Origin of the sequence: Sphingomonas sp., from assembly GCF_035490575.1 — a bacterium.
Classification (GTDB): domain Bacteria; phylum Pseudomonadota; class Alphaproteobacteria; order Sphingomonadales; family Sphingomonadaceae; genus Sphingomonas.
Genome location: NZ_DATJLI010000034.1, coordinates 1 through 12126 on the forward strand (window position 1 = coordinate 1; position 12126 = coordinate 12126).

Sequence of the window (12126 nt, forward strand, 5' to 3'; positions counted from 1 at the left end):
GAGCGAGGTGGAGGTGCTGGTCAACTACTTGCCGGTCGGCAGCCAGCAGGCCAGCGAATTCTATGCCGAATGCGCGCTGGAGGCGGGCGTCGCCTTCGTCAACGCAATTCCCGTCTTTCTGGCCAGCGACGAAGGATGGGCGACGCGCTTCAAGGCGGCAGGCGTGCCGATCATCGGCGACGACATCAAGGCACAGCTGGGCGCGACCATCGTTCACCGCGTGCTGACCGACCTGTTCGCGCGGCGCGGCGTGCAACTGGAGCGGACCTATCAGCTGAACACCGGCGGCAACACCGATTTCCTGAACATGCTGGAGCGCAAGCGGCTGGCATCGAAAAAGAAATCCAAGACCGAAGCGGTGCAATCGGTTGCCGCCGAACGGCTGGCCGATACCGACATCCATGTCGGCCCGTCCGATTATGTCGCGTGGCAGAACGACAACAAGGTCTGTTTCCTGCGGATGGAGGGGCGGCTGTTCGGCGGCGTGCCGATGAACCTAGAACTGCGCCTGTCGGTGGAGGACAGCCCCAATTCGGCGGGCGTGGCGATCGACATGATCCGTTGCGCCAAGATGGCGCGCGATCGCGGGCTGGCCGGTCCGATTGAGGCGGCGAGCGCCTGGTTCTGCAAACACCCGCCGGTCCAGATGACCGACGATGCCGCCTGCGCCGCGCTGGAGGCGTTCATTGCTTCCTGACCGCCTCGTCATGCGCGTAGATGGCGTCCAGCACCGTGGCAGGTTCGATGTCGCGCTTCACTTCCTCGAATCCTCGGTCAGCCCCGATGCCCAGATGCGCCGACACCTGTTCGATCGCGCGCGCCACGCGCGTCAGTTCATGTTCCGCCAGCAGGTTGATGTGCAGGTCCAGATCGGCCCGCTGGTCGGCCGCCTCGGCCATGCGGTTCTGGGTAATCAGCACGAAGGTGGACAGGAATATCGCCTCCACCGACGCGATCATCGCCAGCACCACCATCGTCGGGTCGAACGGCGCGATCAGCGGCAGCCAGCCCTGATTGACCGCGATCCACCCGCCAAAGAGGACAAGATGCAGATAGACGAAACCCATCGAACCCGCTGCGTCGCCGATGCGGCGGGCCAGTCGTTCGGACAGCGGCGCTTCGCGCAGTTCGGTTGCGCGACGTTCGGTCAGGCGAGCGATGTTGCGGCGGAGCGTTTCGTTCATGCCCGGATCGTCGTTCATGCGACCATCATGCGCCGTCCGGTCGAGGCGCGATATAATGTCGGATAATCACATGCGTGCCGCGCAACTGAGGGCACCCGGCACGGTTGCAATGGTGAGGGCCAAGCGCCCCAGTCCCGGCGCGGGCGAAGTGCTGATCCGGGTTGAGGGGTGCGGCGTGTGTGCGTCGAACCTGTTGCCGTGGCAGGGTTCCGAGTGGATCGACTATCCCCTTCCACCGGGCGCGCTGGGGCATGAGGCTTGGGGCGTCGTCGAAACCGTCGGCGCGGACGTGACCGATTTGATGCGGGGCGACCGCGTCGCCGCGCTGAGCGCCGCAAGCTATGCCGAATATGACGTGGCGCCTGCGGATGCGTGCGTGCGGTTGCCGCCCGAACTGGACGGGCGCCCCTTTCCCGGCGAAGCGATCGCCTGCGCGTTCAACATCTTTCGCCGCTCGCTTATCGAGCCGGGGCAGACGGTGGCGATCATCGGCATCGGCTTTCTGGGCGCAATCCTGACGCGGCTGGCAAGCAGGGCGGGCGCGCGCGTAATCGCCATTTCCCGTCGCGCGACCTCCTTGGACCTCGCCGAACATTTCGGCGCGGCGAATCAAATCCCGATGGATCATCACCAGACGATCATCGAACAGGTCTACGCATTGACCGATGGGCGCGGCTGCGACTGCGTGATCGAGGCGGTTGGCAAGCAATGGCCGCTCGACCTGGCGGGCGAACTGGTGCGCGAAGGCGGCCGGCTGGTGATCGCCGGCTATCATCAGGATGGTCCACGACAGGTCAACATGCAGATGTGGAACTGGAAGGGGATCGACATCGTCAGCGCCCACGAGCGCGACCCGGCGGTGCAGCGGCGGGGACTGAAGGAGGCAGTGACGGCAGTTGCCGCCGGATGGCTGGACCCGACCCCGCTCTACAGCGGCGGCTTCCCGATCGAGCGGCTGGGGGAGGCGCTGGACGCGACCGCCGACAAGCCGGCGGGCTTCGTCAAGGTCTGGGTGACGTTCGCATGACGCTGGCGCTGGGATTCGTCGGCACGGGATGGATCGGGCGGAATCGCATGGCCGCGCTGATCGATAGCGGTTTGGCACATGCGGCCGCCATTCTCGAACCCGACCCGGCCTGCCTGGCCCAAGCGCGCGCCATCGCCCCGGATGCGGCGGTGCTGGACGATTTCGACGCGATCCTTGCGCTGCCGCTGGACGGCGTGGTCATCGCCACCCCCAGTGCGCTGCACGCGGGTCAGTCGATCCGCGCGCTGACGGCGGGGCACGCCGTCTTCTGCCAGAAGCCGCTGGGCCGCGACGTTGCCGAAACCCAGGCGGTGCTGGCGGCAGCGCGGGATGCCGACCGGTTGCTGGCGGTTGATTTCTCCTATCGCCGGGCAGCAGCGGCGGATCGGATGCTGTCTTTGATCGGCGAGGGGACGATCGGGCCGGTGCATTTCGTCGATCTGACGTTTCACAATGCCTATGGTCCGGGCAAACCGTGGTTCCGCGACCCGGCGCTGGCGGGCGGCGGTTGTGTCGTCGACCTGGGGAGCCACCTGGTTGACTTGCTGGGCGCGGCTTGCGGGCTGCTGCACTGGGATTGGATCGACGCGGGGCTGTTCGCGCACGGCCAGCCGATCAGCGGCCGCTCCGCGTGCGAGGATCTGGCGATCGTCCAGCTGCGTGCGAAGGGCGGGCCATTGGTCCGGCTGGCCTGTTCATGGGAACTGCCCGCGGGGACCGAAGCGGTGATCGAAATGCGCTTCACCGGCGCGAACGGTGCGCTGCGTTTCGCCAACGTGAACGGCTCCTTCTACGATTTCACGCTCGACCATCTGGAGGGCACGCGCGTCACGCGACTTGTCATGCCGCCCGACGAATGGGGCGGTCGCGTCGCAGTGGACTGGGCGCGCCGGCTGCAGGTCGATCCGCGCTACGACAAGCAGGCGGACGACTTGGCCTGGGTGGCCGGCACGTTGGATGCCATTTACGGAACCGTTCGGGGGCATACTTCTATAAAAAGTCTATAACATACTATAAAATAACCATTTTGTCGAAGTTTTTTCCTGAGCGCGGGATACGGATGCGGCCGGATGCGCTTGTTGTGTAGCCAATGGGAGCTACAGTATGAGCCAGCAGCGGCCACCGCAGCCCGAACAACAGCAAGAAATGCCCGGTCAGACAGCGGACATGGACCCCCGCCCCGACCATGGTGAGGAAAGCTATGTCGGCCACGGTCGGCTTTCCGGCAAAAAGGCGGTCATCACGGGCGCTGATAGCGGGATCGGCCGCGCGGTTGCCATCGCCTATGCGCGTGAGGGGGCCGATGTCGTCATCGCCTATCTGTGCGAAGATGCCGACGCTCGCGAAACGGCTCGACTGGTCGAGGAGGCCGGCCGCAAGGCGGTGCTGGTCCGAGGCGATTTGAGTTCGGCGGCCCATTGCCGCGACGTGATCCGTCATGCAGTGGATGCATTCGGCCGCATCGATGTGCTGGTCAGCAACGCCGCCCATCAGGCCAGTTTCGAAAAGCTGGAGGACGTCAGCGACGAAGAATGGCGGCTTACGTTCGCGACCAATGTCGATCCGCTTTTCTACCTGACCAAAGCGGCATTGCCGCACATGTCCGAAGGTGGGTCGATCATCGCTACCACGTCCATCAATGCAGAGGAGCCAAAGCCCGAATTGCTGCCCTATGCCACGACCAAGGGGACCATCCGGGATATGGTCGCCGGTCTGGGCCAGCTTCTCGCCGAGCGGGGCATCCGGGTGAACGCGGTCGCGCCGGGGCCTGTCTGGACACCGTTGATCCCGTCAACAATGCCACCGGAAGCGGTGAGGGACTTTGGCGCCTCGACACCGATCGGCCGCGCCGCCCAGCCGCGGGAACTCGCGCCGCCCTATGTGCTGCTCGCCAGCGATGAAGCCAGCTATATCATCGGCGCGACCATTCCCGTGACCGGCGGTCGTCCCTTCATATGACACGCAATCTGATGGCGAACGGCAGCCGCGCGATGCACCCGACCAAGCGCGTTTCCGTCGTGCCCGCTGTCCTGTTCACCACAGCCGTGGTCTTGGCCGCCATCGTCGTCCGGGCGCGGAGTCGGCGTGAGGCGGCGGCGCTTGAGGCGCGGACACGGCGTCGGCTGATGCCTCGGCCCGTTTCGGCAGGAACCTGAAGACATGCGGATTCACCACCTGAATTGCGGCACCTGCTGCCCCGTTGGCGGACGGCTGTTCGACGGCAAGAGCGATACCGTTTTCGGCCATCTGGTGTGCCATTGTTTATTGATCGAAACCGATCGCGGGCTGGTGCTGGTCGACACCGGTTTCGGCACGCGTGACATTCAGCAGCCCACGCCCCGCCTGTCGCCTTTTTTCCGCGCGCTGAACAACATCCAGCTGCGGCGGGAGGAAACGGCGCTGACCCAGGTGCAAGCGCTGGGATTCGACCCCGCCGATGTCCGGCACATCATCCTGACCCATCTGGATTTCGACCATGCCGGCGGCATTGAGGATTTTCCGAACGCTGCGGTCCATGTGACCGCACGCGAACGGGAGGTCGCCGACGCGCAGCACGGTGGCGCCTTTGTCGGCTCACGTCGCTATCGCCCACAGCAATGGGACGAGGCCCAAAACTGGCGCCTCTACCCGATGGGCGGCGGGGAGCAGTGGTTCGGCTTTGATGCGGTGCGCGACCTTCATGGCTTGCCGCCCGAAATCCTGCTGGTGCCGCTGGCTGGGCACACATGGGGTCATTGCGGTGTCGCGATCCGTGCGGCTGGCGGCTGGATGCTCCATGCGGGCGACGCCTATTTCTTTCGCGGCGAAGTGGGGCAGGGCGATTACGCCTGTCCCCCTGCGTTGCGCGGCTATCAACGCATGATGGAGGTCGATCGCGCGGCGCGGTTGAACAACCAGGCGCGCCTACGCTGCCTGTCGCGCGAGCATGGCGACGCGGTTCGCATGTTCTGTGCACATGACGCGATCGAGTTCGACATCCTGACCGGACAATCGGCCGGCTGAACCCTTTTCCCCCCGAAGAAGCCAAGGAGCACATCATGGCGACCGATGCTTATCGCGACCTTTACGTAGCCGGCCTGCGGAACGCGCACGCCGTCGAAAAACAGGCGCTTTCGATCATGACGCCGCAGGTCGAACGACTGGAACACTATCCCGAACTGGCCGACCGGCTGCGCGCGCATATCGAGGAGACACACCAGCAGGTGTCGCGTCTGGACGAGATCATGGCGCAGTTCGATACCAGCAATTCGGCGCTCAAGGACATGGCGCTCAGTATGTCGGGCGGCATGGCGGCAATCTCGCACAGCGTGGCGGGCGACGAGGTTCTGAAGAACAGCTTCGCCAACTACGCGTTCGAGCATTTCGAAATCGCGGCCTATTCCTCGCTGCTGACGCTGGCCGATGATTATGGTTTTGCCGGTGGCGACCTGTTGCGCGTGTCGCTGGGTGAGGAGCAGCGCATGGCCGAATGGATCGAGCAATCGCTGCCGCTGGTCACGCGCCGCTATGCGGAGCTTTACGCCAATGAGGGTCAGTTGGCGGCCAAGGCGTAAGACCGGGCGGGCGGGCGTGCCAGTGCGCCCGCCCACCTCTTATTCCTGCGAACCCGCTTTGGGTGAGCGGCGGCCGAACAGTGCAGCCGGAAGCTCCGTCGACGCGCGTAGTCCGGCCACTGTCGACAGATTGCGGACGCTGCGGCGGGTCTGGTGAATGAACTGGGCCAACAATTCGCCCCGCTCGATCTCTCCCTCCTCGCGGACCGCGCTCAACCGGTGCAGCGCATAGATGCCCAGCACGACCCCGATCGCGAAATAAAAGTCCCAGCTGGTCAGCGCGAACGGCTGAAACGGCGTGGAGCCGGATGGCGACTGCCACAGGATTGTCACCTCCAGTCGGCGCTGTTGGAAAAAATCGGCGGCCGCCCCGCCCAGAATGGGCGCGATGCCGGCCGCCAGTGCGCTGAACGTCGCCGCCGTCGCGATATAGGCAGGCGCGTTCTGGCGGGGGCTGAGCTTCAATGCGATGCTGGTGGTGGCCAGCGTGACGCCCGCCACCGCAACCCCCATCAGCAGGTGCAGGCCGATCAGATAGACCGACCGGAATACGCCGTCCGCCATTTGCGATGCGCCGATCATGCCGCCGATCGACAGGATGTAAACGGGCGCGGCCACGCTCATCACCGATTTGTGCGCGAAGCGGTCACTCAATGTGCCCCATGCCCGCAGCACCGCCAGATTGGCGAGCTGGCTTGTCACCGTCAGCATCATGACAAAGGTCATGCTGTAACCAAGCTGACGGATCAGGAAGACGGTGAAGAAGGGCGTCGACAGGTTGATCGCGAATTGCCAGCTGACCAGAAAGCGGATCAACGCCCGGAAATTCAGGTCGCGCAGCGGCTCGACCAACCGTGACAGCATGTTGGGTGATGCGGCTTCGGTGGCATCCATCTCCGGTTCGGGAATGCGCGCGACGATCGCCGCGCTGACCATGCCGGTCGCGCAACCTGCGGCATAAAGCAACGCGAAAGCGCGCGGGCCGCCGTTTCGACCGACATCGTCGAGCATGAGCGCGGCCATCAATCCGCACACCAAAGTTACCACGCTGGCCCATCCGGTGCGCCTTGCAATGATCCCGCCCAGCCGATCCGGCGGCACCATGTCACGCAGCCAGGCATTCCACGCGCAGCCGCCAACCGCGCCCATCGCGCACAACACGAACTGACCTGTCAGTAGAAATGGCATCGACAGCGATGCAGGCACGAACGCCGCGAGCGCCATGACCGCCAGCATTGCTCGACCGACGACGCTCGACAGGACCGCGATGGCTTTTCGGGCGCGAAACCGTTCGACCAGGAACACGGCGGGAATCTGGAGAAGCTGGCACAGGAACGGTGCGCTTGCCAGCAGGCCGATCGTCAGGTTCGATGCGCGCAGCGCCATGGCATAGGCCATTAAAATAACGCCGCTGGTCAGCACGGTTGCCGTGCTCGAAAACGCCGCCTCGACGACCAGTCGGCGAAGCCCCTGCTCATGCCGGTCGGCACTGATTGCGTGTTCAGGGCGTAGTATTCCGATCATCGATACCTGTTCAGCGCCGCACAGAGCCGGCCTGTGTCGGGGTGATCTTCCTGATATCTGGAAACGAAAAAACGCAATTCCCGCTTGGTTATAAATTTGGCCATACATTCAGAAATCAAATAACTGTATATACATATATTTATAACGAACCGTAATTCCTTCCGGCTAGGTCGGGCAGTAAATAGATTTTAGTAGAGTAATTTTCGCTCAGAAGGTCTTTCGGCAACCGAACGTAACTCCATGGACTTTAGGCGGTATCCAAGGAGATGCGGGACATGGCCACGCAGATTAATGAACCATTCCCGGCAAGCGGATCGAGTGCCGAACTGCTATCGGTCCGGCAGCAACTGCTGGACGGGGATCTGAAAAGCCTTGGCGAGATTGCGCTGGGCAATATCACCGCAACCATCGCGCAGGGCGCGGATTCGATCTGGGCAATTGCGCGACGCCCGAAACAGGGCGGACTGGCGATCCGGCTGGCTTGGACCGGGCGCAGGTGCGACGTGGCTGCATATGAGGCTGTTCCTCAGGGCGGGACGATCGTCGCGCGCGGACAACTGGGCACGCACCGCGTCCTTTTCCGGGTCGCGGCGGCGGGATTGAACCAGCTTTGGTACACGACCGAATTGACTGCGGAGGGACCTCTGCGAATGGAGTTCGTGCCCCGCGACATTTACCCACTGGACGCGAACGACGATCCAATGCGCGCGCAGGGCCATGTGGAGGCCGCGCAACGCGGCTTGAACTGCGGGATTGTTTATCTGCGTTTCGACGATCCGGGCGCGGGCAGTGTCCTGTATTTCCAGAACCTGACGTCACTTAACCCCTATTTCACAGCGACGGGGACGCGCCCCGACGGTGTTGTGGGTGGCGAATGGCCTGAACTGGGGCTGAGCCTGCCGACACCGGCCACGGGCGGTCCTGCGCCGCCCGGACCGATCCCGGCGGACCAGGCCGTTGTCGTCAGCGATGCGACCATCGTGTTTCGCGACTGGGCGGCGGACGATGAAACCGAAATGGCGCGTCAGTTCCTGCAGATGCTGGGCGCCGCATATCGCTCGCTGGAACCGCCTGCGACCGAATATCGCGACTGGATCGGCAGGGCCGACGCCACGCTCAAGGATCTGCTCGACAGGAACGGCCCGGCGCTGGAGCGGCACGGCGGCGATCTGTTCGTCAAACCCTATGTCAATGGCGAAGTGCCCGACCTTATGGTGCAGGTTTCGCTGATCGCCGCATTGACCGAATGGGGAGAATGGCGGGAGGACGCTGTCCGGCTGGCCGATGATCTGAAACCCGGCCTGGAACAATTCTGGGATCCGAAGGTCGACAGTTTTCGTCGCTTCCTGCCCGATGTGGGCGACGAAAAGGACAATGACGAGGTCGACAGCTGGTATTTTTATCACCCCATGCTCAACCTTGCCCGGTTGGCGCATCGCGGGGACCAGGTAGCGCGCGATCTGCTGCTGCGCGCCGTTCCCTTCGCCATCAAGGCAGCGCGCCATTTCGATTATTGCTGGCCGATCAAATACCGGATCGACACGTTCGAGGTGATCGAGCCGACCCGCAATGACGAACGGTTCGGCCAGACCGATGTCGGCGGCATCTATGCCTATGTCATGGTCCAGTTGTTCGAACTGACCGACGAAATCGAGTATCTGGACGAGGCGCGCACCGCGATCGACCGGGCCAGGGGGATGCGGTTCGATCTGATGTATCAGGCGAACCTGACGGCCTGGGGTGCAGTCGCGTGCCTTCGCCTGTGGCGCATTACACAGGACGACCGCTATCTTGACCAGACCTATCCCTATCTGGCCAGTTTCTTTTACAACAGCCTGATCTGGGAATCCGATATTGCCAACGCCGCGCAGTGGTCGACGTTCATGGGCGTCACCTGCCTGCACGACGCGCCGTATATGGCGATGTATGAATGCTTCGAGAGTTTCGCGGCGTTCGACAACTGGCTGCGCGAAGCAGGGCCGGAGGTGGACCCGGCAGCGCACCTGCTGGTCGGCGAATATTGCCGCTACGCGCTTCACCGCGCCATCAGCTATTTCCCGGACGCGCTACCGGCTGACATCCTGGCGACCGAACATCAAAGCGGTGAGATCGACCGGGCGCGGTCGTTTCCGTTGGAGGATCTGTATGGCGACGGGCAGGCGCCGGGCCAGATCGGGCAGGAAATCTATGGCGCGGGCGGCGCCTTTGTCTTTGCGGCGCGGTCGCACCATCGGATCGACGGCGCGCCGTTCATGCTATTTTGCGACCGCTTCATCCGGCGCTTTGAACGTATCGGCAGCAATTCCATCGCCTTTCGTTTCGATGGCGGCGAACCGCTGCCTGCCCGGTTGCTGCTTAGGCGCCTTGCGCGTCGCCGAATGCCCTCGGTGCGCCTGATCGATCACGACCACCATGCGATCGAACCCGACGCGATCGACGATGACCATGTCGAATATCGCCTTCGCGCAACCGCGCAAATAACGCTGATCTGGAGTGAGCAATGACAGACAATACCCGATCGGCGCGCCGCACGCTCGTCACCGGCGGCACGACCGGCATCGGGCGCGAAATCGTCCGCGCCCTTGCCGAACAGGGCCACAACATCGTCACCAACGGCCGTGAACGCGCGCCGCTGGACGAAATGCTGGCATTGGTGGCGCAGGCCCCGGGCAATGTCTCCGGCCTGACCGCCGACCTCGCCACACGCACGGGCCAGCAAGCGGTGATCGCCGCCGCCGACGCGACGCTGGGCGGGCTGGACATCCTGATCGCCAATGCCGCGATCGGGGCGGACCCGCTGGACGAAATGGACGATGACGGGTGGCGTTATGTCATCGACACCAATCTCACCGGCTGTCTCGCTGTCACGCGCGCGGCACTGGAGCGGATGAACGATGGCGGCGACATCATCCTGGTCGGGTCGATCAGCAGCGATATCCTGGCGCCTGGCGAGAGCGTCTATGCAGCGACCAAGGGAGGGATCGCCGCCTTTGCCGAAACGCTGCGTAAGGAAGTTGCCAAGCGCGACATTCGCGTCACGCTGGTTCAGCCGGGATCGGTTGCCACCGACATGCAGCAGATGCCGCAGCACGAGAAGGAAACGGCCACCGCCGCGCACGAAATGCTCCACGCCGCCGATGTAGCGGAAGCGGTGCGCTGGCTGTTGTCTCAGCCGCGCCGTGTGGACGTCGTGACGCTCCGGATCGAACCGCGCATCCAGTCGACCGGCTGACCGACCGCTCCTCAACCCCAACCGAGTCACCGCCGCCATGAGACCAGAAGACAAACCCCGGATGGAACGCGCCCGCATCGGCATGGGCTGGATGGCGGCGCTGATCCTGGCGATCGTCGTCGTGATCTTTGTCGGATTCAACCTGCAATATGTCGTGCACACCAGCCAGTAGGGGTCCGACCATGAACAGCATGAAAGCCGCGATCAAGACGGCGGACGGCCGGTTCCGGGTCGAGCAGGTCGCCATCCCCCAACTGCCCGCCGACGACTGGGTCCGCGCGCGTGTGCGGGTCGCGGGCATCTGCGGCACCGACCTGCGCCATTGGGAAAAGCCCGATCCCGATCTGGAAGGGCGGATCATGGGACACGAGCTGGCGGGAGAGGTGGTTGCAGTGGGGGCAGCGGTAAGCGACCTTGCCCCTGGCGACCGTGTTTCGCTGGAGACGGTGCTTGGTTGCGGTCACTGCCAATGGTGTCGCGCGCGGCGGTATAATATCTGTCCCGATCTGTATCCCGTTCGCATGGACAGCGTGTCGCGCGCTTATGCCGAATTCGTGATCGGGCCGCGTCACAAATTCTACCGTTTGCCTGCTGGCGTCGGTTTTGACGATGCGGCACTGGTCGATACCTATGCCGTTTGCCTGCACGCGCATCATTTGGCGATGCCTTCGGTGGGGGAGACGGTGGCGATCATCGGAGCCGGTCCGATCGGACTGGGTCAGGCGATGCTCGCCAAGGCAAGCGGCGCGCGGGTGGTGATCGTTGATAAGGTCCGCCGTTCGCTGGAAATCGCCCGCGAGCTGGGCGTCGATGCAGCAGTCGATGCTGGCGATGGTGATCCCGTCGCGGCCGTCCGCGCATTAATCAATGGGCGCGGCGCGGATGTGGTCTTCGAATGCGTGGGTGGAACGTCGATGCCGACGACCCTGCCGCAAGCGGCCGGTATGGCACGGCGGGGCGGTCGGGTGGCAATCGTCGGTGGGTTCGACCCCGGCGAAATCACCATCCCGCTGGACTGGCAAGCCATTCAGAAGGGCGAGATTCGGCTGATCCCCAGCGCAAGCTTTGCCCTGCACGATATCGACCCCGAACAGGCCCAGGTGCTGGACCTGATCGCACGCGGGGTCCTGCGGACAACGCCCCTAATCACCCATCGCTATCCGCTGGACGCGATCAACGAGGCGTTCGAAACCGCCGACCGCAAGGCGGAAACGGGTGCGATTTTCGTGGCCATCGACATTTAGCGGCATCATTCCCCCGGCACATACCCTGTCGCAGGAACCTAAAGCTATTGCGAGCCAGTCGTAAGGCCGGGCCTTGGGCGGGTTGCAAATTTGGGGGTGCCTTGAAGCCTATGTTCGACGACAATCGAGAATGCCGTTCGATATGCCGGAAACGACCTAAAGAACGCTCCCGATGAGCCACAGCGATGCCGGTCCATTCGCGCGCAGCCAGGCAGCCGACCTTGGCTATACCGGCCGACCCCTCGATGAGTGGCTCAGCTTGTGCGGGAAATACTGGTACATGGTCCCGACCGAGACCCCGGCCCGCTCGGCAACGCGCGTTGTGGTCAGCCGATGCGGGCCATCGGCAACCAAAAGCTGA

Annotated in this window: 11 protein-coding genes and 1 pseudogene; 9 read left to right on the forward strand and 3 right to left on the reverse strand. The window is 63.8% G+C overall.

Annotated features, from left to right (window positions below; translation table 11 throughout):
- Positions 1–697, forward strand: a pseudogene (locus VL973_RS02310) (inositol-3-phosphate synthase); the annotation flags it as partial.
- Here VL973_RS02310 and VL973_RS02315 read toward each other — a convergent pair.
- A complete protein-coding gene (locus tag VL973_RS02315) occupies positions 684–1202 on the reverse strand; it encodes a DUF1003 domain-containing protein (RefSeq protein ID WP_325282421.1) in 519 nt (172 codons plus the stop codon). The pseudogene VL973_RS02310 and the gene VL973_RS02315 overlap by 14 nt on opposite strands.
- A gap of 37 nt (positions 1203–1239) precedes the next feature.
- Here VL973_RS02315 and VL973_RS02320 point away from each other — a divergent pair, with 37 nt between their 5' ends.
- The 5 genes from VL973_RS02320 (at position 1240) to VL973_RS02340 (ending at position 5765) form a co-directional block, all read left to right on the forward strand.
- The gene (locus tag VL973_RS02320; protein ID WP_325282422.1) at positions 1240–2211 is read left to right on the forward strand and encodes an MDR/zinc-dependent alcohol dehydrogenase-like family protein; all 972 of its coding nucleotides are present in this window, start codon (positions 1240–1242) and stop codon (positions 2209–2211) included.
- Positions 2208–3218: a Gfo/Idh/MocA family protein gene (locus VL973_RS02325; protein ID WP_325282423.1), complete on the forward strand. Its 1011-nt coding sequence runs from the start codon at positions 2208–2210 to the stop codon at positions 3216–3218. Before VL973_RS02320 ends, VL973_RS02325 begins: the two co-directional genes overlap by 4 nt.
- A 160-nt stretch (positions 3219–3378) precedes the next feature.
- Entirely contained in the window at positions 3379–4170 is a 792-nt protein-coding gene (locus VL973_RS02330) for an SDR family oxidoreductase (protein ID WP_325282424.1), read from the forward strand.
- A 201-nt stretch (positions 4171–4371) separates the two neighbouring features.
- Positions 4372–5214, forward strand: a complete 843-nt coding sequence (locus VL973_RS02335) for an MBL fold metallo-hydrolase (RefSeq protein ID WP_325282425.1) — start codon at positions 4372–4374, stop codon at positions 5212–5214.
- Between the two features lie 35 nt (positions 5215–5249).
- Positions 5250–5765 carry a ferritin-like domain-containing protein gene (locus VL973_RS02340; RefSeq protein ID WP_325282426.1) on the forward strand — a complete coding sequence of 172 codons (516 nt, stop codon included), beginning with the start codon at positions 5250–5252 and terminating at the stop codon, positions 5763–5765.
- Positions 5766–5804: 39 nt separating this feature from the next.
- Here VL973_RS02340 and VL973_RS02345 read toward each other — a convergent pair whose 3' ends face one another.
- Positions 5805–7289, reverse strand: coding sequence for an MFS transporter (locus VL973_RS02345; RefSeq protein ID WP_325282427.1), 1485 nt, complete (start codon positions 7287–7289; stop codon positions 5805–5807).
- A gap of 275 nt (positions 7290–7564) precedes the next feature.
- Here VL973_RS02345 and VL973_RS02350 point away from each other — a divergent pair, with 275 nt between their 5' ends.
- The 3 genes from VL973_RS02350 to VL973_RS02360 all read left to right on the forward strand — a co-directional run bounded on the left by VL973_RS02350 (position 7565) and on the right by VL973_RS02360 (position 11765).
- The gene (locus VL973_RS02350; RefSeq protein WP_325282428.1) at positions 7565–9793 is read left to right on the forward strand and encodes a hypothetical protein; all 2229 of its coding nucleotides are present in this window, start codon (positions 7565–7567) and stop codon (positions 9791–9793) included.
- The gene (locus VL973_RS02355) at positions 9790–10521 is read left to right on the forward strand and encodes an SDR family oxidoreductase (protein WP_325282429.1); all 732 of its coding nucleotides are present in this window, start codon (positions 9790–9792) and stop codon (positions 10519–10521) included. The genes VL973_RS02350 and VL973_RS02355 overlap by 4 nt, the downstream gene beginning before the upstream one ends.
- A 182-nt stretch (positions 10522–10703) precedes the next feature.
- Positions 10704–11765, forward strand: coding sequence for a zinc-dependent alcohol dehydrogenase (locus tag VL973_RS02360; protein ID WP_325282430.1), 1062 nt, complete (start codon positions 10704–10706; stop codon positions 11763–11765).
- Between the two features lie 225 nt (positions 11766–11990).
- Here the strand turns inward: VL973_RS02360 and VL973_RS02365 are convergent, their stop codons facing one another.
- On the reverse strand, positions 11991–12119 hold the full coding sequence (locus VL973_RS02365; RefSeq protein WP_325282193.1) for a helix-turn-helix domain-containing protein: 129 nt from the start codon (positions 12117–12119) through the stop codon (positions 11991–11993).
- Between the last annotated feature and the right edge of the window lie 7 nt (positions 12120–12126).

What these genes read in the sequence shown, in the direction of transcription:
- VL973_RS02315 (WP_325282421.1), bottom strand. Translation starts at nt 1,202, where the DNA reads ATGAACGACGATCCGGGCATGAACGAAACGCTCCGCCGCAACATCGCT.
- VL973_RS02325 (WP_325282423.1), top strand. Translation starts at nt 2,208, where the DNA reads ATGACGCTGGCGCTGGGATTCGTCGGCACGGGATGGATCGGGCGGAAT.
- VL973_RS02345 (WP_325282427.1), bottom strand. Translation starts at nt 7,289, where the DNA reads ATGATCGGAATACTACGCCCTGAACACGCAATCAGTGCCGACCGGCAT.
- VL973_RS02360 (WP_325282430.1), top strand. Translation starts at nt 10,704, where the DNA reads ATGAACAGCATGAAAGCCGCGATCAAGACGGCGGACGGCCGGTTCCGG.
- VL973_RS02335 (WP_325282425.1), top strand. Translation starts at nt 4,372, where the DNA reads ATGCGGATTCACCACCTGAATTGCGGCACCTGCTGCCCCGTTGGCGGA.
- VL973_RS02355 (WP_325282429.1), top strand. Translation starts at nt 9,790, where the DNA reads ATGACAGACAATACCCGATCGGCGCGCCGCACGCTCGTCACCGGCGGC.
- VL973_RS02350 (WP_325282428.1), top strand. Translation starts at nt 7,565, where the DNA reads ATGGCCACGCAGATTAATGAACCATTCCCGGCAAGCGGATCGAGTGCC.
- VL973_RS02330 (WP_325282424.1), top strand. Translation starts at nt 3,379, where the DNA reads ATGGACCCCCGCCCCGACCATGGTGAGGAAAGCTATGTCGGCCACGGT.
- VL973_RS02320 (WP_325282422.1), top strand. Translation starts at nt 1,240, where the DNA reads ATGTCGGATAATCACATGCGTGCCGCGCAACTGAGGGCACCCGGCACG.
- VL973_RS02340 (WP_325282426.1), top strand. Translation starts at nt 5,250, where the DNA reads ATGGCGACCGATGCTTATCGCGACCTTTACGTAGCCGGCCTGCGGAAC.